The organism is Roseateles sp. (genome assembly GCF_046300915.1).
Lineage (GTDB): Bacteria > Pseudomonadota > Gammaproteobacteria > Burkholderiales > Burkholderiaceae_C > Kinneretia.
In genome coordinates, this window is the sequence record NZ_JBKCLH010000038.1 from 17,422 (window position 1) to 41,746 (window position 24,325).

Below are 24,325 nucleotides of genomic sequence, written 5' to 3' on the forward strand. Positions count from 1 at the left end.
AAGTCCTCATGGAAAGCGGAGCTGACCCGGCCCTTCTGGCCGGGGCGCGGCAGCCCCGTTCAGGGGCAGCAGGATCAGCACTTGCTGGTGGCGACCTTGTGCGTATCGTGCAAGGCGGGCGGGCGCGCGTTGCCGCCAACGCCAGACAGGTAGTCGCAGGCCTGGATGATGTCCTTGACGAGGATTCCGCACACGTTGTGGTTCATGTGCGCACGCACCACGATGCGCAGGCTGTTCACGCTCTGGGCATTGGGTGGCATCTGGTAGGCCGACAGCACCCAGCCGCGCTCGCGAACCTTGTTGGAGACGTCGAACTCGTTGAAGTTGCCGGCCTTGTCCTTGTTGAGCGTCAAGGCCACGACAGGAATTCGCTGCGTCTCGTTCATGATCGTGAAGTAGCCGCTGGCCACCAGCTTGTCGCGGATGAACTGGGCGTTCTCCACGGTGTGCTGCATGATCTGGCGATAGCCCTCAAAGCCCAGGCGCAGGAACTGGTAGTACTGCAGCGCAATCTGGAAACTGTTGCGGCTGAAGTTGAGGGTGGCTGTTGGCATCTCCCCACCCAGATAGTTCACGTAGAACATCAGGTCTTCGTTGAAGATGCTGCGCTCGCGGAAGATCACCCAGCCCAGACCCGGCGGCACCAGGCCGTACTTGTGACCCGAGGCGTTGATGGACTGCACCCGGGGCAGGCGGAAATCCCATTTGTAGTCGGGGTAGAGAAACGGGTTGACGAAGCCCCCGGAAGCACCGTCGATATGCATGGGCACCGAGTGGCCGGTGCGCTTTTCGTAGGCATCCAGCCAGTCGTGAATCTCCTGGATGTCATCGTCTTCGCCCGTGAAAGTCTGACCCGCAATCGCCACCACAGCGATGGTGTTTTCATCCACGAACTCATCGAGGTGTTCGGCCGTGAGGCGGTAGTTGCCCGGCTTGAGCGGCACGATGCGGGGTTCCACGTCGAAGTAGCGCAGGAACTTCTTCCAGACGATCTGCACATTGCCGCCTGTCACCATATTGGGACGGTCAGTAGGCTTGCCGGCCTTTTCGCGTGCCTGTCGCCAGTTCCATTTGTGAGCCAGACCGGCCAGCATGCAGGCCTCTGAGGATCCCACCGTGGCCGTGCCATAGGGCTCCACATCGCGAGGTCCGTTCCAGAGCTGGTGCAGCCAACGCACCATGCGCTGTTCCATGGCGAACAGCTGCGGATACATATCGTGGTCGATGTAGTTCTTCAGCAGATGCCTGTGCGCCAGCTCCATTGCCTCGGGTTCAATGAAGGTCGTCACGAAGGACGATAGATTGAGCATGGGGTTCGCGTCGGTCCAGGCCTCGCTATTGACCAGCGCTTCTGCGGCTTTAGGCGCCATGCCCTGCTTCGGGAAGTGGTCCTCGGGAACGTCGCAATTGAACTGCTCGTAGGGCAGCAGATCGACGGGGGCATGCTTCATGGTGAACTCCTGGACAGTTGAGCAAGCGCGCTCGTCCAGAAGCGAGCCCGGACTGGCGCGTATTGCCAGACCCACGGGCCCCGTGGGAGTGTGTCGCGTCGGGGGGTAGCCGCGAATCTGTACGCCCCATTGACGCAGATCCAACCTCAATGGGCAAGACCCGACCCCCCCTAGTTTTCAGTGACGGTTGGGATCGACGCTTGCGCTTTCAGATCTGGCTGTGCCTCATCCAGCTGATCAGGTAGTCGGCATTCAGGCCCGCGCCGGCGAGCACCAGGGCCAGGCCCAATAGGCGACGGCAGGTCTTGGCATGCATGGGGTTCTCCTCCTCAAAAAGAAAGCGGCCCGGCGGGGCCGGGCCGCCTTGGGGTGGGGCTCAGGCCAGATCGAAACGGTCCAGGTTCATGACCTTGGTCCAGGCGGCCACAAAGTCACGCACGAGCTTGGCCTGGCCGTCGGCGCTGGCATAGACCTCGGCATAGGCGCGCAGCACCGAGTTGGAGCCGAAGACCAGATCGGCGCGGGTCGCCGTGTGCCTGAGCGCGCCGCTGCTGCGGTCGCGGCCCTCGAAGAGCTCGGCACTGGCATCGGTGGCGGCCCAGACCGTGCCCATGTCCAGCAGCTTCACGAAGAAGTCATTGCTGAGCACGCCCACGCGATCGGTGAATACGCCATGGGCGCTGCCATCGAAGTTGGCGCCCAGCACGCGCAGTCCGCCGATCAGGGCCGTGAGCTCCGGCGCGGTGAGCGTGAGTTGCTGGGCCCGGTCGATCAGCAGGGCCTCGGTGGGCGCGCCCAGCGGCGACTTGCGGTAGTTACGGAAGCCGTCGGCCACGGGCTCCAGCACGGCGAAGGATTTCACATCGGTCTGGTCCTGGCGGGCATCGACGCGGCCGGGGGCGAAGGGCACGTCCACCGTGACGCCGGCCGCCTTGGCCGCCTGCTCCACACCGACCACGCCGGCCAGCACGATCACATCGGCCAGCGAGGCCTTGCCCGAGGCCTTCTGGATGTCCACCAGCTTGGGCAGCACCTGGACCGCGCCTTGGTTGACGGCCCAGTCCTTTTGCGGGCTCAGGGCCAGGCGGGCGCCGTTGGCACCGCCGCGCATATCACCGCCGCGGAAGCTGGAGGCCGAGGCCCAGGCCACCGAAACCAGCTCGCTGACCGAGAGGCCGGCGGCTGCGATCCTGGCCTTGAGATCGGCGATGTCGGCCGCCGTGGGTTGGTGCGTGGCGGCGGGCAGGGGGTCTTGCCACAGCAGCTCTTCGGCCGGCACCTCGGGACCCAGGTAGCGAGCCTTGGGGCCCATATCGCGGTGGGTCAGCTTGAACCAGGCGCGGGCAAAGGCGTCGGCGAAGGCTTGCGGGTTCTCGTGGAAGCGCTTGGAAATCTTGCCGAACTCGGGGTCGAAGCGCAGGGTGAGGTCGGTGGTCAGCATCTTGGGCTTGTGGAACTTGCCCGGGATGTGCGCGTCGGGAATGATCTCGGGCGCGTTCTTGGCCACCCATTGCTTGGCGCCGGCGGGGCTGTGCTCCAGCTCCCACTCGTACTTGAAGAGGTTCTCGAAGAAGTTGTTGCCCCACTGCGCGGGCGTGGTGGTCCAGGTTACTTCCAGGCCGCTGGAGACGGTGTCCTTGCCATGGCCCTGGCCGTAGTTGCTGGTCCAGCCCAGGCCTTGCTCCTCGATGCGAGCGCCCTCGGGCTCGGGGCCCTTGTGCGATTCGGGCGCGGCGCCGTGGGCCTTGCCCAAGGGGTGGCCGCCGGCGATAAGGGCGACGATCTCCTCGTCATCCATGGCCATGCGGTAGAAGGTGGCGCGGATGTCGTGTGCGGCGGCCAGGTAGTCGCCGCTGGCATTGGGGCCTTCCGGATTCACATAGATCAGGCCCATATGGGTGGCGGCCAGGTTGTGGTCCAGCTCGCGCTGACCGTGGAAGCGCTTGTCATCGGCCAGCCATTTGGTTTCGGCGCCCCAGTTCACGTCCTGGTCGGGTTCCCACACGTCCTGGCGGCCGCCGGCGAAGCCGAAGGTGCGAAAGCCCATGCTCTCCAGCGCCACATTGCCGGCCAGGATGAAGAGGTCGGCCCAGGAGATGCTCTGGCCGTACTTCTGCTTGATGGGCCAGAGCAGGCGGCGGCTCTTGTCGATATTGACGTTGTCCGGCCAGCTGTTGAGCGGCGCAAAACGCTGCTGCCCGCGCCCGCCGCCGCCGCGACCGTCCAGGGTGCGGTAGGTGCCGGCGCTGTGCCAGGCCATGCGCACCATCTGCGGGCCGTAGTGGCCGAAGTCGGCCGGCCACCAGGGCTGGCTGTCGGTCATGAGCTTGACCAGATCGGCCTTGAGCGCGTGGTAGTCCAGCTTCTTGAAGGCCTCGGCATAGCTGAAATGCTCGCCCAGGGGATTGGATTTCTCGGAGTGCCGGTTCAGCAGGTCCACCCGCAGCTGATTGGGCCACCAGTCCTTGCTGGTGCCGCCGCCGGCAGCGTGATGGAAGGGGCACTTGGCTTGGCTTGTCACGGTCATTCTCCTTGGGTGGGGCTGCCGGCATCAGCAGCGTGAGACACGGTGCCGGTCGGGGGACCGGCGTGGCAAGACTTTAGGAAACATCTATTGATTGATCTATTTGAATAGTTCAATCTAAACCATAGCCAGGCCCTACCTGGCCGCGGGCGCCTGACCCTCGCCCAGATAGCGCTCGTAGATGGCGCGCAAGCGCCCGCTGCTGCGCAGCCAGCGCAGGCCCTCGTTGAACTCGTCGCGCATTTGCGGCGAGCGGAACACCGGGCGGTAGTCGCGTGGGTTGGGGCTGGTGAAGGCATGCTCGCTCACCGGCAGCAGCCTCTCGCCCTGCCGGGCGATCTGCTGGCTGAAGTAGCGGAAGATGCTGCGGTCGGCCAGCACCAGGTCGTAGCGCCCGCGCATCAGGGTGCGGACCTGCTGGGCCTGATCATTGACCTCGGTCAGCCGCCCGCTGCGTTGCAGCGCGCCTAGCCAGTCGGGGAAGCGCTTGTGGGCGCCCTGGAAGGCGATCACGGTCAGCCCGTCGAGGTCCGAGGGCTGGCGTATGCGCAGGGCTCGGGCCTGCAGGCTGATGAGCACGTTGTCGTACATGACCGCGGTTTCGCCGTAGTGGCCGCCGGTGCTGCCCAGGTCCTCACCCAGATCGGTCATGGTGGCGTCCACCAGGCCTTCGCGGAAGGCGCGCGGTACACGAGCGAAGGGATAGAACTGGGGCTTGAGCTGGATGCCGCGCTGGGCCAGCGCCTCGCGAAACACGTCCACCTCGATGCCCGAGGCGGTCTGCGGAAAGCAGAAGGGCGGGATGTGCTCGCCAAAGGCCATGCGCAACTCGCGCGCCTGGGCCCCCAGGGCCATGGGGGCGCACAGCAGGGGCAGCAGCAGGCAGGTTCGGCGCTGCAGCCCATGCTCCGGCAAAGTCTCCCTGACCTCGTGTCGGCTCATGGGCCCAGCATAGCGGGGCCGGCGCCTCGGCGAAATAGGCCCTTCAGCTCAGGCGGGTGATCTCGGGCAGGCTGCAGGCGTAGATGGCATTGCGCAGGGCCGCAATCGCCTCATAGCGTGTGAAGCTGCGCCGCCAGGCCAGCACCACGCGGCGGCTGGGCACCGGGGGCTCGAAGGGCACGAAGCGCAGATGGGCCTGGGGCTCCTTGGGCACCGAGAGGGCCGGCACCACGGTCACGCCCATGCCCGAGGCCACCATATGCTTGATGGTCTCCAGCGAGCTGCCCTCGAAGCTCTTGCGTATGCCCTCGGCGTCGCTGGAGAAGCGCGCGAACTCGGGGCAGACCTCCAGCACATGGTCGCGGAAGCAGTGGCCGGTACCCAGCAGCAGCATGGTCTCGCTCTTGAGCTCGGCCGCGCTGATCTGCTCGCGCTGGGCGAAGGGGTGGCTGGCCGGGGCGGCCACCACAAAGGGCTCGTCATACAGGGGCGCAATGGCCAGGCCGGTGTCCGGAAAGGGCTCGGCCATGATGGCGCAGTCCAGCTCGCCGGTGCGCAGCATCTCCAGCAGCTTCACGGTGAAGTGCTCCTGCAGGATCAGGGGCATCTGTGGGTAGTGCTCGATGCTGTGCTTCACCAGTTCGGGCAGCAGATAGGGCCCGATGGTGTAGATGATGCCCAGACGCAGCGGACCGGCCAGCGGGTCCTTGCCGCGCTTGGCAATCTCCTTGATGGCATTGGCCTGCTCGATCACCGACTGGGCCTGGCGCACGATGTCCTCGCCCAGGGGCGTGACGCTCACCTCGCTGCCGCCGCGCTCGAAGATCTTCACCTCCAGCTCTTCCTCCAGCTTCTTGATGGCCACGCTGAGCGTGGGCTGGGAGACATAGCAGGCCTCGGCCGCGCGCCCGAAATGGCGCTCGCGGGCCACGGCCACGATGTAGCGGAGTTCGGTCAGGGTCATCGAGTCGTCCTATCGAAGCTGGAAGGGGGATTGTCGGCCTCAAAATCAGGGTTGGCCAGGCCCCGCTACACTGCGCCCCGCCGCGGTTCGCGGCGTTCCGCTATTCGCACGCCGTGCTTCGGCCCGGCGTCCGCCACCTCCCGACCGCCCATCCATGATGAGTACCGAACGCAAAGCCCTGAGCCTGCAGCGCCTGCAGGAAATGCACGCCACCGGCGAGAAGATCGCCATGCTGACCTGCTACGACGCGGCCTTTGCCTCGGTGCTGGACGAGGCGGGCGTGGACGTGCTGCTGGTGGGCGACTCCCTGGGCATGGTGCTGCAGGGCGAGGCCAGCACCGTGCCCGTGAGCCTGCAGGACATGGTCTATCACACCCGCTGCGTGGCCCGTGGCCGCCGCAGCGCCTGGGTGGTCGGCGATCTGCCCTTCGACAGCTACCAGGCCAGCACCGAGGAGGCCTGGAAGAGCGCCGCCGCCCTGGTCAAGGCCGGCGCCCAGATGGTCAAGCTGGAGGGCGGCGGCTGGACCGCGCCCCTGGTGCGCTTTCTGGTGGAGCGCGGCATCCCCGTTTGCGCCCATCTGGGCCTGACGCCCCAGACCGTCACCATGCTGGGTGGCTACAAGGTCCAGGGCCGCGACGAGGCGGCCGCCGACAAGCTGCGCCGCGAGGCCCGCGAGCTGGTCGAGGCCGGTGCCCAGATGCTGGTGCTGGAGATGGTGCCGGCGCCCCTGGCGGCCGAGCTGACGCAGAGCCTGGGCATCCCGGTGATCGGCATCGGCGCCGGCGTGGGCACCTCGGGCCAGGTTCTGGTGCTGCACGACATGCTGGACGTGACCCCGGGGCGCCGACCCCGCTTCGTCAAGAACTTCATGCAGGGCGCGTCCTCGGTCCAGGATGCGGTGCGCCGCTATGTGGCCGAGGTCAAGGCCCAGACCTTCCCCGACAACGCCCTGCACAGCTACTGAAGCGCCCGTCCGTCCATGCAAGTCATACACACCATCGCCGAGCTGCGCGCCGCTCTGGCCGGCCAGGCCTGCGCCTTTGTGCCCACCATGGGCAATCTGCACGAGGGCCATCTGAGCCTGGTGCGCCAGGCCCGCGCGGCCGCGGGCACGGGGCCGGTCGTGGCCAGCATCTTCGTGAACCGCCTGCAGTTCGCGCCGCATGAGGATTTCGACCGCTATCCCCGCACCCTGGCGCGCGACGCCGAGTTGCTGGCCGGCGCCGGCTGCGACTATGTGTTCGCCCCGGCCGAGGAGGAGCTCTACCCCGAGCCCCAGGGTTACAAGGTACAGCCGCCGGCGGCGCTGGCCGACATCCTGGAAGGCCACTTCCGCCCCGGCTTCTTCACCGGCGTGTGCACCGTGGTGCACAAGCTCTTCAATATCGTGCAGCCGCGCTGGGCCGTGTTCGGCAAGAAGGACTATCAGCAGCTGATGGTGATACGCCGCATGGTGGCCCAGATGGCCCTGCCCATCGAGATCCTGGCCGGCGAGACCACGCGCAATGCGGGCGGCCTGGCCCTGTCCTCGCGCAACGGCTATCTCAGCGAGTCCGAGCTGGCCGAGGCCCTGCGCCTGTCCGCCACGCTCAAGGCCATGATCGCGCGCTGGCAGGCCGGCGAGCGCGATCTGGCTGCCATCGAGGGCGAGGCCGAGGCGGCCTTGCGCGCCGCGGGCTGGGCGCCCGACTACCTGGTGCTGCGCCGCCGCCTGGACCTGGGCGCGCCCGGCGAGGGCGAGGGCGAGGGCCTGGTGGCTTTGGGCGCGGCCCGCCTGGGCAACACCCGCCTGATCGACAACCTGGAGTTCTGAGCCCCAGGTTTGCTGAGCGCCGGTTTTACTGCACCGAGACCAGCTCGACCTCAAAGATGAGGGCGGCATTGGCCGGGATGGCAGCGCCTGCGCCCTGGGCACCATAGCCCAGCGAGGCCGGGATCAGCAGGGTGCGCTTGCCGCCCACCTTCATGCCGTTGAAGCCCTGGTCCCAGCCCTTGATGACCTGGCCGGCGCCCAGCGTGAAGCCAAACGGCGTCTAGCCGACGGAGCTGTCGAACTGCGCGCCCTTCTGGGTGCCGGCCACGCGCTGGTCGTAGAGCCAGCCGGTGTAGTGCACGGTGAGTCGCTTGCCATTGCTGGCTTCGGCGCCTGTGCCGGCCAGGGTGTCCGTGGTCTTGAGCGCCGTGACGGTGTTGGATCCCGAGACTTCGGCCCAGCTGACGCCGATCTCGCCATTGCCACCCCCACCGCCACCCCCGCAGGCGCTCAGGCCCAGCAAGGCGGCGCTGCCGATTGTGAGGAGAAGGCGACGGCGGGAAGCGGCGGAAGTCATGGTCTGCGGATGCTCAGGAAAAATTTTTCAGATGCGGGCCCATCGGCGCCGCGAAAGCGCGCAGTGTAGCCACGCCGCCAGGGGCGGTCGGGCGCAGGGCGCGCAGGTCTCGTGGCGGCGCACTCAGGCCTTGAGGAACTCCGCCTTGCCGCCCAGCCAGCGCTCCACATGGCGCAGGGCGGCCTCGGCATGCTCGTCCAGCAGGCGCGGGGCGAGCTGCCGGGCGGCCTTGAGCAGGGGCGCGTCCTCCTGCAGATCGGCGAATCGCAGCAGCTCGGACCCGCTCTGGCGCGCGCCCATGAATTCGCCGGGGCCGCGGATGTCCAGATCGCGGCGCGCGATCTCGAAGCCGTCGGTGGTCTCGGCCATGGCACGCAGCCGGTCCTTGCCGGTGATGGACAGGGGGCCGGTGTAGAGCAGCACACACACGCTCGCCACCGCGCCACGGCCCACGCGGCCGCGCAGCTGGTGCAGCTGCGACAGACCGAAGCGCTCGGCATGCTCGATCACCATCAGGCTGGCATTGGGCACGTCCACACCCACCTCGATCACCGTGGTCGCCACCAGCACGCTGAGGCGGTTGGCACTGAACTCCGCCATCACCGCCGCCTTCTCGGCCGGCGGCATGCGGCCATGCAGCAGGCCCACGCCCTGGCCGGCCAGGGCGGCGCTGAGCTCGGCATGGGTCTCGGTGGCGTTCTTCAGATCCAGGGTCTCAGACTCCTCGATCAGCGGGCAGACCCAGTAGACCTGCTGCCCGTTTTCCACCGCGTCGGCGATCTTGGCGATCACCTCCAGACGCTTGGTGTCGGCAAACACCTTGGTGACAATGGGGCTGCGGCCCGGCGGCAGCTCGTCGAGGGTAGAGACGGCCAGATCGGCGAAGTAGGTCATCGCCAAGGTCCGCGGAATGGGCGTGGCGCTCATCATCAGCATATGCGGCTCCATGCTCTGACCGCGGCCGCGTGAGGCCTGGGCTTCGAGCTTCTTGCGCAGAGCCAGGCGCTGCGCCACGCCGAAGCGGTGCTGCTCGTCGACGATGGCCAGGCCCAGCTGCTTGAACTGCACCTTGTCCTCGATCACCGCATGCGTGCCCACCACCAGGCCGGCGCTGCCATCGGCCACCGCATCGAGCATCTTCTGGCGCGCTTTGCCCTTGATGCTGCCCGTGAGCCATGCCACCTTGATGCCCAGGGGCTCCAGCCAGCCAATCAGCTTGCGGAAGTGCTGCTCGGCCAGAATTTCGGTGGGCGCCATCAGGGCGCATTGCCAGCCGGCGTCCATGCACACCGCGGCGGCCAGGGCCGCCACCACGGTCTTGCCCGATCCCACATCGCCCTGCAGCAGTCGATGCATCGGTTGCGCCAGGGCCAGGTCTTGCGCGATCTCCTCGGCCACGCGCTGCTGGGCACCGGTCAGGGCAAAGGGCAGGGCGGCCAGCAGCTGCTCGTGCAGGCCGCCGGGGCCGGCGCGCAGGGCCGGCGCGCGCAGCTGGGCGCGTTCGCGCTGGGCGCGCATCTGGCTGAGCTGCTGGGCCAGCAGCTCCTCGAACTTCAGGCGCTGCCAGGCCGGGTGGCTGTGGTCCTCCAGCGTGGCCAGGCTCACCCGCGGCGGCGGGTGGTGCAGAAAGTCCAGGGCCTCGCGCAGCGTGGGCAGCTGGCGCGGCACGCTGCCGGGCGGCAGCACCTCGGCCAGGTCGGCGCGCCTCAGGCCGGTGGCCACGGCGCGGCGCAGATAAGCCTGGGGCAGGTTGGCGCCGGCCGGGTAGACGGGGGTCAGGCTTTGCGCCAGCGGCGTGTCGGCGTCCACGGCGCGGAAAGCGGGGTGCACCATCTCGCGTCCGAAGAAGCCGCCGCGCAGCTCGCCGCGCACGCGCAGGCGCTGGCCCTCGGCCATGCTCTTCTGGTGCGAGGGGTAGAAGTGAAGAAAGCGCAGCAGCAGCAGCGCGCCGTCGTCGCCCTCCATCTTCACGATCAGCTGGCGCCTGCCGCGCAGCTCGACGCGGTTCTCGATCACCACGCCCTCGCACTGCACCGTCTCGCCTTCGCGCGCCTGGGCTATGGGGGTCAGCCGGGTCTCGTCCTCGTAGCGCAGGGGCAGGTGCAGGGCCAGGTCGATGTCGCGCTTCAGCCCCAGCTTTTCCATGGCCTTTTGCGGCGCGGATTTGCTGGCCTTGGCGGGCGTGACGGGACTGGATGAAACCTCAGGCATGGGCGCGATTGTGCCGTCAGGGCGAACCGGTATCCCCCGTATAGGGGCAGTGCGCATGAGTGAGCTTTACAAACAGGCACAATCCCGGCCGCGCCGCCTAGGTGGCGATCTCACAAGACCGACAGAACAGATGCAGAAGGGGAGGGTTCGGATGAACCGGAATACTCACGCACGTGCCGGATGGACCGGCGCGCTCTTGATCTCGGCGGCGCTGCTGAGCGCCTGCGGCGGCGGCGGGGACGGTGGGCCTGCCCCGGTGGTGGAGGCCCCCACGGCCATCCCGAGCGAGCTCAGCATCAGTGCCACGGCCCTGAGCGATGTGATGTCCGGCACGGCATTCACCAGCAATGCCGCGGCCCTGAGCGGCCTGAGCCATCTCTGGACCTTTGGTGACGGCAGTACCAGCGGCGAAGTCAGCCCCAAGCACGACTATGCCAAGGTGGGTGACTATGAAGTATCGCTGCGGGTGCCGAACAGCGCCGGCGCCAGCACGGAAGTCAAGTTCAAGCTTAGCGTCAATAACCGCGCACATGTGCGCGGCCTGGTCTGCTCCAGCGCCAACGACAGTGGCTGGTGCTGGCAGCAGCCCCGGCCCACCGGCACCAGCCGCGAGGACTATTTCTTCCTGGATGCCCAGACAGGCTGGTCGGTGGGGGACAACGGCGAAATCTTCAAGACGGTCGATGGCGGCACCAGCTGGACCCGCCAGGACAGTGGCTTGCGCACCCGTTTGCTCGCCATCGCCTTCGCCGACGCGAACAGCGGCTGGGCAGTGGGCGAGTTTGGCGCCGTGCTTCGCAGCACCGACGGCGGCAAGACCTGGAGCCAGCAGGCCGTGGGCTTGAGCGACTTGGGTCTGAGCCTGCGCGTGATCGACGCCAATTCCGCCGTGGTCTATGCCGGTTACGGCAATAGCCGTGTCCGCCGCACGACGGACGGCGGCAAGACTTGGACCGAGGCCAGCTTCGCACCGGCCGCGGTGGGGACCGATGGCACGCTGTGGAGCTTTGATGGCAATACGCTGAAAAAGTCCGCTGACGGCGGTGCTACCAGCACCACGCTTTACACGGGCGGCAATTTCAGCGACCGTTTCCAGCTTCTTAGCCCGCAGCTGCTGTTTCTGCGCAACTTCAGCGTCACCTGGGACAGCGCCAACTCCCGCTATGTCCACAAGCTGACCCTGCGCCGCAGCACGGACGGTGGCGCCAGCTGGACGAGCTATGAAGCCCAGGGGCTGATCGATGCCGATCTGAATTTCAGCGGCCCAGGTGAGGTGCTCTTCCAGGATGCCGACCGGGGCTTTTTGGTCGCCAGCGCGGCGATTTATCGCACTATCGACGGTGGTCGCAACTGGACCAAGCTTGGCGTGCCAAGCACGGGCAACTGGACCTACAGTAACGCCCGGGTGCTGGCAGGAGGCGTGCTCTACCGCACCGCCAATGCCTACAACGGCAGGGATCATTTCACCAGCGAAGACGGGGGCAACAGCTGGCAGCGCATCACCGCCCCGACCAGCGAGGGCCTGTACGAGTACCGCCCGCGTCGACTGGGCGCGAAGAGCTGGCTGTGGGTCAAGGGTGATCAGGCCTATCTCAGCTTGGACGGTATGCAGAGCTGGACCCAGGTGGGGGGCGTGAGCAGCGATGTCGCCCAACGCTCTTTGGTGGCGGCTTGGTTCTTTGACGCCAAGCGCGGCCTGACCCTGAACGCCAGCGGCGAGTTGCAGGAAACCAGCAACGGCGGCTTGGTCTGGACGACCAAGATCAAGAACCTTGCAGCCACCGGCTATGGCGGGAGCGAATTTCAGTTTCTAGCCAAGGGCAGCAAGGGCTGGCTGCTCGCCGGCGACGGCAAGATTTACCGCAGCACAGATGGTGGCGCCAGCTGGGCCACGCCGCTGATGGGCCGCTACACCATCAGCGCCTTCCACTTTGTGGACGAGAGCAACGGCTTCGCCCAGGCCTATGACCCAGCCAGCAGCAAGTCCTGGTTGCTGGTCAGCAGCGATGGCGGTGCGAGCTGGAGCGAGCGCGCCGAGCTCAGCACTCTAGGGGCTGCCCTTCAGTTCGGCAGCGACAAGAAGGGCGTGATCGTGGGCTATGGCGGTCGCATCATGGCCACCGATGACGGCGGTAAGACCTGGGTGGCGCGCTTCAGCGGCACCTCGGCCGACTTGAATCGGGTCCTGTTCAGCGACGCCAGCACGGTCTGGGTCCTGGGCGGAGCCGGTACGGTGCTCAAGTCGGTGGATGCCGGCCAGACCTGGAGCCGCGTCAATGTCGGCGCCACGCAGCGCCTGAACAGCATCCGCTTCATTGATGCACAGCAGGGTTGGATCGTTGGCGAAGGCGGTACGGTGCTGTTCACCCGCGACGGTGGCCAGACCTGGGTGCCGCAGAACGCCGGCACGCAAAAGGCACTTCAGCGTGTCTTTGCCGTAGATGGCCGGAGTGCCTGGATCAGTGGCGCAGATGGGACCCTGCTGGCTACCGGAACTGGCGGTTTCTGAGTTCCGTTTCTAAGGTGCTTTGCCAGGGGCTGTGCTGAGCGAGGCACAGCACCGGTAGCCCTGCCGGCTAGCTGGTGGCACGCCACCAGCTGGCAGATTCTGTCGAGTCATCCTTGGCGGGTGTCAAGGTGCTCTGGAAACCTCAGGCATGGGCGGCATCCTGCCAAGATGCGGGCGCGCTGCGTGGCCATAGACAATGGTGGCTGTCTTCAGCCCGCGGCCTGCGCCGCTACCCGACCCCGCCCATGATCAGCTTTCGTGTCTCACTGCACCAGCTCCGGTGCCATGGTTCCGGCCTCATGCTTGCGCTGGCCGCCCTGGGTCTTTCGGGCTGCGCCAGCCTCAGCGAAAGCGAGTGCCTGAAGGCGGACTGGCAGCGCTACGGGCTGCGCGATGGCCGCAGCGGCATGCCCGCTGACCGGGTGGATGAGCATGCCAAGGCCTGCGGCAAGGTGGGCGTGCAGCCCGATGCCGAACGTTGGCGCCAGGGCTGGGAGCAGGGCATCGCCCAGTACTGCATGCCCGAGAACGGCTGGCGCGTGGGCCTGCGGGGCGAGTTTGATCGCGGCGCCTGCGACGAGCGCCCTGATGGCGATCAATTCCAGCGCCTGTACGAGGCGGGCCGGCGCATCCACGAACTGACGCAGCAGCTCGACCGCAACTATCGCGAGGTCCAGCGCCTGGAGCGCGAACTGGCGAACGCCAAGACCGACGAGGAGCGCAAGCGCCTGCGCGCCCAGCTGCGCGAGCTGGACTATGCGCAGCGGCGCCTGCGCAGCCAGTACGACCTGGAAATGCTGCAGGCGCCGCGGCGCTACTAAAGCTCAGGCAGGCAAGGGCGGCCGAGCCGCCCGCCCATCACATGGGGGTGGGCACACCCGCCATGCGGTCGTGCTTGAGGAAGAACTGGCGGGCCAGGGCCACCAGCTGCTTGTCGCTGGGGTGGTCCACGGTCTCGTAGCCCACCACGCTGCTCACCTGGGCCGGGCGGTGCTTTTCCAGATAGTGCTTGAAGTCGGCCTGGGCGGTCTTGGAGCCGGTGATCAGGATTTCGCTGATGCCCTGCAGGGCCTCGCAGACCTCGGCGTAGAACTCATGCTCGGTGCGCACGGCGCTGCCATGCTGCTTGCTGTGGCGGCTGCTGGCCTTGACCTTCTCGGCCTGCACATGCTCGGCATCGAATTGAAGGATCTGGGCGCTGTGATGGTCCAGCCAGACCACGGCGTGAAAGAGACTCATGGTGACTCCGTTGGTGGGGTGAATGAAAGAAACAGGTGGCCGGCGCTGCCGCAGACTCAGAGCGTGTGGCGCTGGGCCTGGCCGGCGCCTTGCTGCTCGCGCTCGGTCTGACAGCCCGTGCAGCACAGGGACTGGGGATTCAGGCGCAGGCGGTCAAAGGCGATGGGCTGGCCGCAGTCCTGGCAGAAGCCGTAGTCCGGTTGCTCCAGCCGCTCCAGCGCGGCATCGATGGCGCGCAGGCTCTGCAGGGTGAGGTCGCTGCGGGCCAGGTCCACATCGCGGTCGGCGCGGTGGGCGGGCTCGTCTTCCTGGCTGGCCAGGGCGGCGCTCGCATGCTCGACGCGGCTGGTGTCCTCGCCCAGCTGCAGATTGAATTCACGCTCCAACTCGCGTCGCTGCAGCAACAGCGTGCTTTGGAGCTGGGCCCTTTGCCCGGCGGTGAGAAGGGTGCTCATGGGGGTGAACTCCTGGCTGACTGGTTCCCATGCTGTCACCGCTGGCCCCGGCGGGCGTTGATGCGCATCAAGCTGCGTGCGGCCCCATGGGACAATGCGGGCCTGTTTGGAACGGGTCCGTCCGGCCCTCAACACCACCATGTCCGATACCGCCCACTCCTCTGCTGCGGCCTCGCAGCGCGACTACAGCGTCGCCGACTTCGACTTTGAACTCCCCCCCGAGCTGATCGCCCAGACGCCGGCCGCCGAGCGCAGCGCCTCGCGCCTGCTGGACGGCCGCGGCAGCCCCCCGGTGGATCGCATCTTTCGCGAGCTGCCCCAGCTGCTGAACCCCGGGGACCTGCTGGTCTTCAACAACACCAAGGTCATCAAGGCCCGTCTCTATGGCCAGAAGGCCAGCGGCGGCGCTGTAGAGGCCCTGGTGGAGCGTGTGCTGCCCGCGGCCGCAGGCGGCCTGTCCGACGAGGTCTGGGCCCATATGCGCGCCAGCAAGAGCCCCAAGCCGGGCGCCCGGGTCAGCTTTGCCGACGGCGCCTTCGAGGCCGAGGTGCTGGGCCGCTGCGGGCCGGACAACGGGCTCTTTCATCTGCGCCTCTCGGGTGATGCCTTCGAACTGCTGGAGCGTCACGGCCATGTGCCCTTGCCGCCCTATATCGAGCATGCCGACTCCGAGGACGATGTGCGGCGCTACCAGACCGTGTTCGCCAAGGAACCCGGCGCGGTGGCCGCACCCACGGCGGCTCTGCACTTTGACGAAGGCGTGCTGGCCGCCCTGGCGGCCCGCGGCGTGGCCACGGCCCATGTGACCCTGCATGTGGGCGCGGGCACCTTCCAGCCGGTGCGGGTGGACAAGATCAGCGAGCACAAGATGCACAGCGAGTGGTTCGAGGTGAGCCCTGCCACTGTGGACGCCATCGCCGCCTGCAAGGCCCGCGGTGGCAAGGTCGTGGCCGTGGGCACCACCACGCTGCGCGCGCTCGAATCCGCCGCCCTGGGTGGCAGCCTGCAGGCCGGTGCCCGCGAGACCGATATCTTCATCACCCCGGGCTTCCAGTTCCGGGTGGTGGACCGCCTGATCACCAACTTCCACCTGCCCAAGAGCACCCTGATGATGCTGGTGAGCGCCTTCGCGGGCTACGAGCCCATCATGGCGCTCTACCGCCACGCCATTGCCCAGGGCTACCGCTTCTTCAGCTATGGCGACGCCATGCTGCTGGAGCGGCGCGCGGGCTGAAGGCCTGCGCCCGCTAGCAGGCCAGGGACTCGCGGAAGGCCGCGTCCAGGTCCGTGAGCGCCACGCTGCATTGCAGGGCCCAGCCCTGCAGCAGCAGCAAGGGGGCTCCGTGCAGCTGCAGCTCCAGGCCAATCGCCTCGTCCTGGCCCTTGCCGGGGACGCGACCGGGCAGGGGCAGACGGGCCTGGCGCCAGGCCTGGTCCGGGCCGCAGCGCAGCCGCGCTTCCTGCACCCGGCCCAGCAAGGCGCCTGCCTCGACGTCCGGCGGCAGCCGGGCGCCCTCTAGCAGCAGCACCACCACGCCACCGGCGAAGTAGCCGGGCGTGGCCCGCGCCTCGTGTGGGCCTGCCGAGCGCAGCGCATGGGCCGCCGCCAGGCGCAGCCGCAGGCCCTGGGGCACGCGCTCGATGCTGGCCAGCTCGCTATCGGCCAGCAGCAGGGTGTAGGGCATTGCGCTCATGGTCTTCCAGGGCCATCAACAGCCGCGTGCGCTCGCTGCGCGCCACGGTTTGCCAGGGCTGCTCACAGATCGCGCCTTCAAGCGCCCAGAGCAGATTGAGGCTGGCCGCCACACCGCTGCGCCTCACCCGCACAAAGGCCGCCACGGCGCCCATGGCGCGCAGCTGTGCTGCGTCCTCGATGCCCACGGCCTGCAGCCATTGCGCGGACTTGGGGCCGAGATTGGGTAGTTCGGCCAGTGTGGCTGTGGGCTGCTTCTTGTTCATGCAGGGCTCATGGTCAAAACGGGGCTGACTCGGGCGGCCGGGAACTCAGTCGGCCACCCCGGGCTGGCGCGGATCGAAGTCATCGCCCAGCGTGAACTCGCCGCGGCGAAAAGCCGCCAGCACCGCCTGCGCCTCTGCCAGCTGGGCCTGCGGCACGCGCACGCTGGCCCCGCCCACGGCCACCGAGAGCAGCGCGTTCGCCTGCACCATGTTTACATCGCCCGCCTCGGCCTGCAGCCCGGCCGATTGCAGGCAGGCGCTGAGCAGATGCGCCTCGGTGGGCGTGAGATTGCGCTCCAGCAGGGTCCAGTCGCCCAAATAGGGTTCCTGGCACAGCGCGGCGGGTGAGGGCTGTTCCTCGGCCGGATCCGGCAGTGGCAGATCACGCCGCTGCGCCTCGGCCACGGCCAGGGCATAGCCCGCCTCGCTGAGCTGCCCGGCACGCAGATGAGCCATCAGGGCCGCGTCCGGCAGCTGGGACAGCAGCAGGGTCAGGTCCTGGCGGTGGTGGTGGTGTTCGTCGGGGGCGAAGGCGGGGCTCATGGCGTTGCTCGCTCAGTGGCAGTGCTGTTGTTCGCAGGGAATACCGTCCCTGTCGCCATCCATCTCCACCCCAGGACAGTTGGCGAGGAAGAACTTGGCCTCGGCGCAGGAACTCATCTGCGAGCAGTGCCGGCGACCATCGCAACGGTAGGTGGAAGTCTCCTTCGGGAGGATCGTCGGTCCGGGCGTGCCGGTGTGTGGCGCCGGGGCCTTGGCTGGGGTGGCTGCCGATGCTGCACGGCGGCGCCATTCCTCGGCATTGAGCTCCTCCAGCGACTGCTGCTTGCGCTGTTGGCCACTGGGACATGGGCTTTGCTGATAGCTGAGCTGCCCGTCGACCATGCACTTGTAGGCCGGTGCTGCGAGGCCGAGGCCGGAGGCTGTGATCAGTATGGCGGCCACTGCATAGCCAATCATGATGTCTGTCCACTCGCGCATAAGTAAATCCATTGTGGCGGCTCTGGTGTGTTCGGCGATCGTATCGAGGCGGGCGGCGCAGTGTCGCGTCGGATGGCCCCGGCTTGCTGGCTGGAACAGCCGCTTCCCCCATGAGTGGGAGCGTGATCGTCGGTGTAAAGGAAAACGGCCACCCGAAGGTGGCCGTTCGTCAGGCAGTCGTCGGTCGCGGGGCTCAGCCCTTGCGGCTGTCGCCCTCGCCCGTCAGCAGCTGCACGCTGCCTTCGCTCTGGTGGCCCAGCAGGCCGGTCTGGGTGTAGATGCCCAGCTTCTGGCGGGTGTCGGTGATGTCCAGATTGCGCATGGTCAGCTGACCGATGCGGTCGGCCGGGGTGAAGGCGGCGTCTTCCACCTTCTCCATGGACAGGCGCTCGGGCGCGTAGGTCAGGTTGGGGCTGACGGTGTCCATGATGCTGTAGTCATTGCCGCGGCGCAGCTCCAGGGTCACCTCGCCGGTGATGGCGCGGGCCACCCAGCGCTGGGCGGTTTCGCGCAGCATCAGGCATTGCGGGTCGAACCAGCGGCCCTGGTACAGCAGACGGCCCAGCTTCATGCCGTTCATGCGGTACTGCTCGATGGTGTCCTCGTTGTGGATGCCGGTCACCAGGCGCTCGTAGGCGATGTGCAGCAGGGCCATGCCGGGGGCTTCGTAGATGCCGCGGCTCTTGGCCTCGATGATGCGGTTCTCGATCTGGTCGCACATGCCCAGGCCGTGGCGGCCGCCGATGGCATTGGCCTCGGCAAACAGCTCCACCGCGTTGGCAAAAGTGCGGCCATTCAGGGCCACGGGCACGCCTTCCTCGAAGCGCACGCTCACGGTCTCGGGCTTGACGACCACGTCCTCGCGCCAGAAGGCCACGCCCATGATGGGCTTGACGATGTTCATGCCGGCGTTCAGGAACTCCAGGTCCTTGGCCTCATGGGTGGCGCCCAGCATGTTCGAGTCGGTGCTGTAGGCCTTCTCCACGCTCATCTTGTAGTCGAAGCCGTTGGCGATGAGGTACTCGCTCATCTCCTTGCGGCCGCCCAGCTCGTCGATGAAGCTCTGGTCCAGCCAGGGCTTGTAGATCTTCAGCGCCGGGTTGGCCAGCAGGCCGTAGCGGTAGAAGCGCTCGATGTCATTGCCCTTGTAGGTCGAGCCATCGCCCCAGATATTGACGCCGTCGTCGCGCATGGCCACCACCAGGGCGGTGCCGGTCACGGCGCGGCCCAGCGGGGTGGTGTTGAAGTAGGTGGCGCCACCGCTCTTGATGTGGAAGGCGCCGCACTGGATGGCGGCAATGCCTTCGGCCACCAGCTGGGCGCGGCAGTCGATCAGGCGGGCGATCTCGGCGCCGTAGGCCTTGGCCTTGCGCGGGATCTCTTCGTAGTCGCTCTCGTCGGGCTGGCCCAGATTGGCCGTGTAGGCGCAGGGCACGGCGCCCTTGGCGCGCATCCAGTGCACGGCGGCGCTGGTGTCCAGGCCGCCGGAGAAGGCGATGCCGACGCGTTCGCCAGCGGGAATCTTTTGGAGGATGGTTGCGGCCACGGGACTTCTCTCTTCTCTTGCGCTGAAAGGGGGAGTGAGGGCAGGGGAAACAGCCGCCTATTCTAGGCGTCGGGCCGCAACCAGCCGATCCGGCCCTGGCCGGCCTCGTTCAGCCGGGCGAGCAGCGCGCCGGCGGCCTGCTCGGGCAGGGCCAGGCTCATCTCGACCAGGGTGCCGTGCTGCACGGCCAGCAGCTGGGCACCGTGCAGCTCCAGCTCGCGGCGCACCAGGCCCTCCAGCGCATAGGGCAGGGTGCAGCGCAGCCGGCTCAGGCGCAACTGGGGCACTTTCTCGGCGCCAAGCAGGGCCTGGGCCACGGCATCGGTGTAGGCGCGCACCAGGCCGCCCGCGCCCAGCTTCACACCGCCGAAGTAGCGCACCACCGTGGCCAGCACGCCCTCCAGGTCCTGGTGGCGCAGCACCTCCAGCATGGGGCGGCCCGCCGTGCCGCCGGGTTCGCCATCGTCGTTGGCCGCGCTCTGGCCACCGGCCAGCAGGGCCCAGCACACATGCGCGGCACCGACATGCTGCGCACGAAGTTCCGCGACTCTGGCCAGGGCCGCCTCGCGACCGGCGCAGGGCTCCACACAGGCGATGAAGCGGCTCTTCTTGATCAGCAGTTCATGGTGTGCGGGGGCGGCGAGGTTCAGGGGCATGGGCCGGATTGTCGCCGTCATGGTTTGGTGCCGGCTCGGCACGCTGCGACAATCGCGCCCATCATGCTGAAGTTCGACCTGCTCAAGACCGAAGGCCGCGCGCGTCGCGGCGTGCTCACGCTCAACCATGGCGTGGTGCAGACCCCCATCTTCATGCCGGTAGGCACCTATGGCACGGTCAAGGGCGTGATGCCGCGCTCGCTCGAAGAGATGGGCGCCCAGATCATCCTGGGCAATACCTTCCACCTCTGGATGCGGCCGGGCCTGGACATCATGAAGCAGTTCGGCGGTCTGCATCAGTTCGAGCGCTGGAACAAGCCCATCCTGACCGACAGCGGCGGCTTCCAGGTCTGGAGCCTGGGCGAGATGCGCAAGATCAGCGAGGAGGGCGTCAAGTTCGCCAGCCCCGTGAACGGCGACAAGCTCTTCCTCACGCCCGAGATCTCCATGCAGATCCAGACGGTGCTGAACTCCGACATCGTCATGCAGTTCGACGAGTGCACGCCCTACGAGACCAAGGGCCACATCACCACCGAGATCGAGGCGCGCAAGTCCATGGAGATGAGCCTGCGCTGGGCCAAGCGCTGCCAGGACGAGTTCGCCCGCCTGCAAAACCCCAACGCCCTGTTCGGCATCGTGCAGGGTGGCATGTTCGAAAACCTGCGCGACCACTCCCTGGCCGGCTTGGCCGCGCTGGACCTGCCCGGCTATGCCATCGGCGGCCTCTCGGTGGGTGAGCCCAAGGCGGATATGCAGCGCGTGCTGGCCCATATCGGCCACCAGCTGCCGGCCCACAAGCCGCGCTATCTGATGGGCGTGGGCACGCCGGAAGATCTGGTGGAAGGCGTGGCCCAGGGCGTGGACATGTTCGACTGCGTGATGCCCACCCGCAATGCGCGCAACGGCCACCTCTTCACCCGCTATGGTGATCTGCGCCTGCGCAACAGCCGCTACAAGGCCGACGAGCGCCCCGTCGACGAGACCTGCACCTGCTACACCTGCAAGGGCGTGACGAATGCCGACGGCACGGTCAGCGGCGGCTTCAGCCGCGCCTATCTGCACCACCTGGACCGCTGCGGCGAGATGCTGGGCCCCATGCTCACCAGCATCCACAACCTGCACTACTACCTGAACCTGATGAAGGAAGTGCGCGAGGCCCTGGACGCGGGCGACTTCGCGGGCTTCCAGAAGAAGTTCGCCGCGGACCGGGCGCGCGGGGTCTGAGGCCCTATATCAGGCTCGCGATCTGCTCGAAGCCCAGACGCGGGCCGCGCGGGTGGTTGCCGCTGGCGTCGCCATAGCCCAGATTGATCAGGAACTGCGCCTGGTAGCGGCCGTCGGGGAAGAACTCGGCATTGACCTTGGCGGTGTCGAAGCCGGCCATGGGGCCGCAATCCAGGCCCAGCAGGCGGGCGGCGAGGATGAAGTAGGCACCTTGCAGATGGCTGTTCAGGCCCGCCGTGCCGGCCGCCGCCGTGGCATTGCCCGCGAACATGTCATGGGCGCCGGGGAAGGAGGGGAACTGGGTGGGCAGATGCTCGTAGAAGCGGCTGTCGGCCGCCACGATCACCGTCACCGGCGCTGCCAGGGTCTTGGCCAGATTGCCCGGTGACAGAGTGGGGGCCAGGCGTTGCTTGGCTTCGGCGCTCTGCACGAAGACATAGCGCACCGGCTGGCTGTTCATGGCCGTGGGGCCCCACTGGGCCAGGGTCACGATCTCGCGCAGCGTGACCTCGCTGACGGGCTTGTCGCTGAACTTGTTGAAGGTGCGGGCCTGGCGGAAGGCCAGGTCCAGGACGGTGTTGTCGGCGGCTTGCTTCATAAGGCAGGAGCTTGTTGGGTGGCACAGAGAGTTTGACTGTAGCGCTGTGCCATGTCGCGCTCAGGCCTGCGCCGCCAGCAGCTGCCCCACGCGTTGCTGCAGGCCCTCGGGGCTGACCTCGGCGGCGATCAGGGGCGGGCCGGCCACCAGGCCCACGCGGCTGAAGATGCCGCGTCGGAAGGGGCGCACCATGGCCTGTCCCTGCTCCACGCGCGAGAAGAAGGAGCCCCAGAGATTCGTCAGCGCCAGCGGCACCACCGGCAGCTCGGGCCGGTCCTCGATGATCTTCATCACGCCGCCCCGGAAGGGCTGGAGCTGGCCGTCGCGGGTGATGCCGCCCTCGGGGAAGATGCACAGCAGCTCGCCCTCGTCCAGCACCTCGCGGGCGCGGGCAAAGGCGGCTTCATAGGTGGCTGGATCCTGCTTCTGAGGCGCGATGGGAATGGCCTTGGCCAGGCGGAACAGCCAGCCCAGCACCGGAATGCGGAAGATGCGGTGGTCCATGATGAAGCGTATGGGCCGCGGGCTGGCGGCCATCAGCAGCACCGCATCCACAAAGCTCACATGGTTGCAGACCAGCACGGCCGCGCCCTGGGCCGGAATGTGTTGCTCACCGCTGAGGCGAAAGCGGTAGATGCAACGCGAGGCGATGAAGGCCACGAAGCGCAGCAGGTACTCGGGCACCACCAGAAAGATGTAGGCCGCCACCACCGCATTGGCCAGGCCCAGCAGGCCGAAGAGCTGGGGGATGCTCAGGCCCGCGCCCAGCAGGGCCCCGGCCAGCAGCGAGCTGGCGATCATGAACAGGGCGTTCAGGATGTTGTTGGCCGCGATGATGCGCGCGCGGTGCGTGGGCTGAGCCCGCAGCTGGATCAGCGCATACATCGGTACGCTGTACAGGCCGGCGAAGAGGGCCAGCAGGGCCAGATCGGCCAGCACCCGCCAGTGCGCGGCCTGGGCCAGAAAAGCGCTCAGGCTCAGCGCCTGGCTCACCGGGGGCAGGGCGCGCGAGGCGAAGTACAGATCGATGGCGAACACGCTCATGCCGATGGCGCCCAGCGGCACCAGGCCGATCTCCACATGGCGTTTGGACAGCATCTCGCACAAGAGCGAGCCTATGCCTATGCCCACCGAGAAGACCACCAGCAGCAGCGAGGCCACCTGTTCATTGCCCTGGAGCACCTCCTTGGCGAAGGCCGGGAAATTGGACAGGAAGACGGCGCCGAAGAACCACATCCAGGAAATGCCTAGCAGGGAGCGGAACACCGCCAGCTGGCCATGGGCCAGTTTCAGATTGCGCCAGGTCTCGCTCACCGGGTTCCAGTTGATGCGCAGCTCGGGGTCGGTGGCGGGGCTGGCGGGAATGGCCTGGGCCGTGGCGCGACCGGCCAGGGCCAGCAGCAGGCCGCCCAGGGCCACATGGCGGGCGCCGACTTCCGGCGTGGCGATCAGCAGGCCGCCGGCCACATTGCCCAGCAGGATGGCCACAAAGGTACCCATCTCCACCATGCCGTTGCCGCCGGTGAGCTCGCGCTCGTTGAGCTGCTGGGGCAGGTAGGCGTACTTCACCGGGCCGAACAGGGTGGAGTGCAGACCCATCAGAAAGACGCAGGCCAGCAGGACCGGCACCTGGGTGGTCCAGAAGCCCCAGGCGGCCAGGGCCATGATGAGGATCTCCAGGCTCTTGATCAGGCGCATCAGCGAGGCCTTGTCGTGCTTGTCCGCCAGCTGGCCGCTGGTGGCCGAGAAGAGCACGAAGGGCAGGATGAAGAGCGCGCCGATCACCAGACCCGCCTGGGCCGGCTGCAGCCAGCTGAGCTGCAGCTGGTAGGTCAGCATGACCGTGAGCGCGAACTTGAAGAGATTGTCATTGGCCGCGCCCAGGAACTGGGTCCAGAAGAAGGGCGCGAAGCGGCGTTGGCCCAGCAGGGCGAACTGGCTGGGATGTCCGGCGGACCCTTGGTCTTGCAGGTCTTTGCTCACCAGAACTCCCAGCGCCCGGTCTTGATCACCCACAGACCCAGGGCGCCATTGGTCACCGCATGGGCGATCACGGCCGTCCAGAGCTTGCCGCTGCGCACATAGAGCCAGGCATAGGCTAGGCCGGCCACGATGGCGGCCAGCCACAGGGTGTGGGCCAGCATGAAGACAAAGGTGGAGAGCACGATGGCGCGCAAGCCTGCTTGGCGTGGGTCCACGCGCTCGAACTGCGGGTGGGCGATCCAGCGCATCAGGAAGCTGCGCCAGAACAGCTCCTCCATCACCGGCACCAGCAGGGCCGCGCCCACCCAGCGCATGGCGATCAGGGGCCAGTCGAGCCGGCCCTGTGCGTCCAGGGGCACGAAGCTGGCCGTCGCCTCGCCCAGCTGCATCCAGGGGGCATCAAGCTGAATCCACAGACCGAACACGGCCAGGCCCACGCCCACGCTCCACAGCGTCTGTTGAAGGTCCGGGAGGTTCTGGCGAGCCAATTCGCCGTAATCCTTCCAGAACCAGAGCAGGGCGCCGCCCACGATGAGCACACTCAGGCCGTAGACCCAGCGCGGATCGAGCGCGCCTCCATCTGGCAGCGAGCCGCGCAGCATCAGCAGTGCCATGAAGAGGGCGAAGGGAATGCAGCGAGCCAGGGCGGCGGTGCTGAGACCAGGGGGAATAGCTGTCTTCATGGTCGCGAGGGGGACGAACAAGGCGCGCAGGGTAGCCTGAAATCGTGACGTCCGGCAGCGAGCCGGT

22 protein-coding genes and 1 pseudogene are annotated in these 24,325 nt (G+C 67.4%); 6 read left to right on the forward strand and 17 right to left on the reverse strand.

Features of this window, described 5'->3' with window-relative positions; genetic code table 11:
* Positions 1-74 precede the first annotated feature (74 nt).
* The 4 genes from ACK5F2_RS02290 to ACK5F2_RS02305 form a co-directional block, all read right to left on the reverse strand.
* Positions 75-1,451 carry a glutamate decarboxylase gene (locus ACK5F2_RS02290; protein WP_409862471.1) on the reverse strand — a complete coding sequence of 459 codons (1,377 nt, stop codon included), beginning with the start codon at positions 1,449-1,451 and terminating at the stop codon, positions 75-77.
* 376 nt (positions 1,452-1,827) lie between these two features.
* Complete coding sequence (katG, locus tag ACK5F2_RS02295; protein WP_409862473.1) at positions 1,828-3,972, reverse strand: catalase/peroxidase HPI; 2,145 nt, start codon at positions 3,970-3,972, stop codon at positions 1,828-1,830.
* A 138-nt stretch (positions 3,973-4,110) separates the two neighbouring features.
* Complete coding sequence (locus tag ACK5F2_RS02300; RefSeq protein WP_409862474.1) at positions 4,111-4,917, reverse strand: substrate-binding periplasmic protein; 807 nt, start codon at positions 4,915-4,917, stop codon at positions 4,111-4,113.
* Between the two features lie 43 nt (positions 4,918-4,960).
* Complete coding sequence (locus ACK5F2_RS02305) at positions 4,961-5,881, reverse strand: LysR substrate-binding domain-containing protein (RefSeq protein WP_409862475.1); 921 nt, start codon at positions 5,879-5,881, stop codon at positions 4,961-4,963.
* Positions 5,882-6,038: 157 nt separating this feature from the next.
* On the opposite strand from ACK5F2_RS02305, the gene panB reads away from it, so the two are divergent.
* Positions 6,039-6,848, forward strand: coding sequence for a 3-methyl-2-oxobutanoate hydroxymethyltransferase (gene panB, locus ACK5F2_RS02310; RefSeq protein WP_409862476.1), 810 nt, complete (start codon positions 6,039-6,041; stop codon positions 6,846-6,848).
* A gap of 15 nt (positions 6,849-6,863) precedes the next feature.
* Positions 6,864-7,697 (forward strand): pantoate--beta-alanine ligase, encoded by an 834-nt coding sequence (gene panC, locus ACK5F2_RS02315; RefSeq protein WP_409862477.1) that lies wholly within the window; start codon positions 6,864-6,866, stop codon positions 7,695-7,697.
* Between the two features lie 25 nt (positions 7,698-7,722).
* Here the strand turns inward: panC and ACK5F2_RS02320 are convergent.
* Positions 7,723-8,157, reverse strand: a pseudogene (locus ACK5F2_RS02320) (FKBP-type peptidyl-prolyl cis-trans isomerase).
* 180 nt (positions 8,158-8,337) lie between these two features.
* Complete coding sequence (recG, locus tag ACK5F2_RS02325) at positions 8,338-10,425, reverse strand: ATP-dependent DNA helicase RecG (protein WP_409862478.1); 2,088 nt, start codon at positions 10,423-10,425, stop codon at positions 8,338-8,340.
* A gap of 151 nt (positions 10,426-10,576) precedes the next feature.
* On the opposite strand from recG, the gene ACK5F2_RS02330 reads away from it, so the two are divergent.
* Complete coding sequence (locus ACK5F2_RS02330) at positions 10,577-12,934, forward strand: YCF48-related protein (protein ID WP_409862479.1); 2,358 nt, start codon at positions 10,577-10,579, stop codon at positions 12,932-12,934.
* 299 nt (positions 12,935-13,233) lie between these two features.
* On the forward strand, positions 13,234-13,755 hold the full coding sequence (locus ACK5F2_RS02335) for a DUF2799 domain-containing protein (protein WP_409862480.1): 522 nt from the start codon (positions 13,234-13,236) through the stop codon (positions 13,753-13,755).
* A 37-nt stretch (positions 13,756-13,792) separates the two neighbouring features.
* On the opposite strand, the gene ACK5F2_RS02340 is transcribed toward ACK5F2_RS02335, so the two are convergent.
* Complete coding sequence (locus tag ACK5F2_RS02340) at positions 13,793-14,173, reverse strand: hypothetical protein (RefSeq protein ID WP_133601793.1); 381 nt, start codon at positions 14,171-14,173, stop codon at positions 13,793-13,795.
* A 56-nt stretch (positions 14,174-14,229) separates the two neighbouring features.
* Positions 14,230-14,628 carry a TraR/DksA family transcriptional regulator gene (locus ACK5F2_RS02345; RefSeq protein ID WP_409862481.1) on the reverse strand — a complete coding sequence of 133 codons (399 nt, stop codon included), beginning with the start codon at positions 14,626-14,628 and terminating at the stop codon, positions 14,230-14,232.
* Positions 14,629-14,767: 139 nt separating this feature from the next.
* Between ACK5F2_RS02345 and queA the strand changes: the two genes are divergently transcribed.
* Positions 14,768-15,862: a tRNA preQ1(34) S-adenosylmethionine ribosyltransferase-isomerase QueA gene (queA, locus tag ACK5F2_RS02350; RefSeq protein ID WP_409862482.1), complete on the forward strand. Its 1,095-nt coding sequence runs from the start codon at positions 14,768-14,770 to the stop codon at positions 15,860-15,862.
* 13 nt (positions 15,863-15,875) lie between these two features.
* On the opposite strand, the gene ACK5F2_RS02355 is transcribed toward queA, so the two are convergent.
* From ACK5F2_RS02355 to ACK5F2_RS02380, 6 genes are all read right to left on the reverse strand, one after another.
* The gene (locus ACK5F2_RS02355) at positions 15,876-16,322 is read right to left on the reverse strand and encodes a hypothetical protein (protein WP_409862483.1); all 447 of its coding nucleotides are present in this window, start codon (positions 16,320-16,322) and stop codon (positions 15,876-15,878) included.
* A complete protein-coding gene (locus ACK5F2_RS02360; RefSeq protein WP_409862484.1) occupies positions 16,285-16,587 on the reverse strand; it encodes a TfoX/Sxy family protein in 303 nt (100 codons plus the stop codon). Before ACK5F2_RS02360 ends, ACK5F2_RS02355 begins: the two co-directional genes overlap by 38 nt.
* Before the next feature lie 45 nt (positions 16,588-16,632).
* Positions 16,633-17,130 carry a hypothetical protein gene (locus ACK5F2_RS02365; protein ID WP_409862485.1) on the reverse strand — a complete coding sequence of 166 codons (498 nt, stop codon included), beginning with the start codon at positions 17,128-17,130 and terminating at the stop codon, positions 16,633-16,635.
* A 12-nt stretch (positions 17,131-17,142) separates the two neighbouring features.
* Positions 17,143-17,580, reverse strand: coding sequence for an excalibur calcium-binding domain-containing protein (locus ACK5F2_RS02370; RefSeq protein ID WP_409862487.1), 438 nt, complete (start codon positions 17,578-17,580; stop codon positions 17,143-17,145).
* Positions 17,581-17,761: 181 nt separating this feature from the next.
* On the reverse strand, positions 17,762-19,114 hold the full coding sequence (gene argG / locus ACK5F2_RS02375) for an argininosuccinate synthase (protein WP_409862489.1): 1,353 nt from the start codon (positions 19,112-19,114) through the stop codon (positions 17,762-17,764).
* Between the two features lie 62 nt (positions 19,115-19,176).
* A complete protein-coding gene (locus ACK5F2_RS02380; RefSeq protein ID WP_409862491.1) occupies positions 19,177-19,770 on the reverse strand; it encodes an IMPACT family protein in 594 nt (197 codons plus the stop codon).
* 63 nt (positions 19,771-19,833) lie between these two features.
* Between ACK5F2_RS02380 and tgt the strand changes: the two genes are divergently transcribed.
* Positions 19,834-20,994, forward strand: coding sequence for a tRNA guanosine(34) transglycosylase Tgt (tgt, locus tag ACK5F2_RS02385; RefSeq protein ID WP_409862493.1), 1,161 nt, complete (start codon positions 19,834-19,836; stop codon positions 20,992-20,994).
* Positions 20,995-20,998: 4 nt separating this feature from the next.
* Here tgt and ACK5F2_RS02390 read toward each other — a convergent pair whose 3' ends face one another.
* Genes ACK5F2_RS02390 through ACK5F2_RS02400 form a run of 3 tightly spaced genes read right to left on the reverse strand, consistent with a single transcriptional unit; the run spans position 20,999 to position 24,258 of the window.
* Positions 20,999-21,592 (reverse strand): malonic semialdehyde reductase, encoded by a 594-nt coding sequence (locus ACK5F2_RS02390; RefSeq protein WP_409862494.1) that lies wholly within the window; start codon positions 21,590-21,592, stop codon positions 20,999-21,001.
* A 60-nt stretch (positions 21,593-21,652) separates the two neighbouring features.
* The gene (locus tag ACK5F2_RS02395) at positions 21,653-23,575 is read right to left on the reverse strand and encodes an MFS transporter (protein WP_409862495.1); all 1,923 of its coding nucleotides are present in this window, start codon (positions 23,573-23,575) and stop codon (positions 21,653-21,655) included.
* Entirely contained in the window at positions 23,572-24,258 is a 687-nt protein-coding gene (locus ACK5F2_RS02400) for a CAAX prenyl protease-related protein (protein WP_409862497.1), read from the reverse strand. The genes ACK5F2_RS02395 and ACK5F2_RS02400 overlap by 4 nt, the downstream gene beginning before the upstream one ends.
* Positions 24,259-24,325 lie beyond the last annotated feature (67 nt).

Coding starts and splice junctions, on each gene's coding strand:
- panB (WP_409862476.1), top strand. CDS start 6,039: ATGAGTACCGAACGCAAAGCCCTGAGCCTGCAGCGCCTGCAGGAAATG.
- ACK5F2_RS02340 (WP_133601793.1), bottom strand. CDS start 14,173: ATGAGTCTCTTTCACGCCGTGGTCTGGCTGGACCATCACAGCGCCCAG.
- ACK5F2_RS02370 (WP_409862487.1), bottom strand. CDS start 17,580: ATGGATTTACTTATGCGCGAGTGGACAGACATCATGATTGGCTATGCA.
- queA (WP_409862482.1), top strand. CDS start 14,768: ATGTCCGATACCGCCCACTCCTCTGCTGCGGCCTCGCAGCGCGACTAC.
- ACK5F2_RS02355 (WP_409862483.1), bottom strand. CDS start 16,322: ATGAGCGCAATGCCCTACACCCTGCTGCTGGCCGATAGCGAGCTGGCC.
- ACK5F2_RS02335 (WP_409862480.1), top strand. CDS start 13,234: ATGCTTGCGCTGGCCGCCCTGGGTCTTTCGGGCTGCGCCAGCCTCAGC.
- ACK5F2_RS02330 (WP_409862479.1), top strand. CDS start 10,577: ATGAACCGGAATACTCACGCACGTGCCGGATGGACCGGCGCGCTCTTG.
- ACK5F2_RS02365 (WP_409862485.1), bottom strand. CDS start 17,130: ATGAGCCCCGCCTTCGCCCCCGACGAACACCACCACCACCGCCAGGAC.
- ACK5F2_RS02380 (WP_409862491.1), bottom strand. CDS start 19,770: ATGCCCCTGAACCTCGCCGCCCCCGCACACCATGAACTGCTGATCAAG.
- recG (WP_409862478.1), bottom strand. CDS start 10,425: ATGCCTGAGGTTTCATCCAGTCCCGTCACGCCCGCCAAGGCCAGCAAA.
- ACK5F2_RS02300 (WP_409862474.1), bottom strand. CDS start 4,917: ATGAGCCGACACGAGGTCAGGGAGACTTTGCCGGAGCATGGGCTGCAG.
- ACK5F2_RS02345 (WP_409862481.1), bottom strand. CDS start 14,628: ATGAGCACCCTTCTCACCGCCGGGCAAAGGGCCCAGCTCCAAAGCACG.
- ACK5F2_RS02390 (WP_409862494.1), bottom strand. CDS start 21,592: ATGAAGCAAGCCGCCGACAACACCGTCCTGGACCTGGCCTTCCGCCAG.
- ACK5F2_RS02360 (WP_409862484.1), bottom strand. CDS start 16,587: ATGAACAAGAAGCAGCCCACAGCCACACTGGCCGAACTACCCAATCTC.
- ACK5F2_RS02290 (WP_409862471.1), bottom strand. CDS start 1,451: ATGAAGCATGCCCCCGTCGATCTGCTGCCCTACGAGCAGTTCAATTGC.
- tgt (WP_409862493.1), top strand. CDS start 19,834: ATGCTGAAGTTCGACCTGCTCAAGACCGAAGGCCGCGCGCGTCGCGGC.
- ACK5F2_RS02305 (WP_409862475.1), bottom strand. CDS start 5,881: ATGACCCTGACCGAACTCCGCTACATCGTGGCCGTGGCCCGCGAGCGC.
- ACK5F2_RS02400 (WP_409862497.1), bottom strand. CDS start 24,258: ATGAAGACAGCTATTCCCCCTGGTCTCAGCACCGCCGCCCTGGCTCGC.
- panC (WP_409862477.1), top strand. CDS start 6,864: ATGCAAGTCATACACACCATCGCCGAGCTGCGCGCCGCTCTGGCCGGC.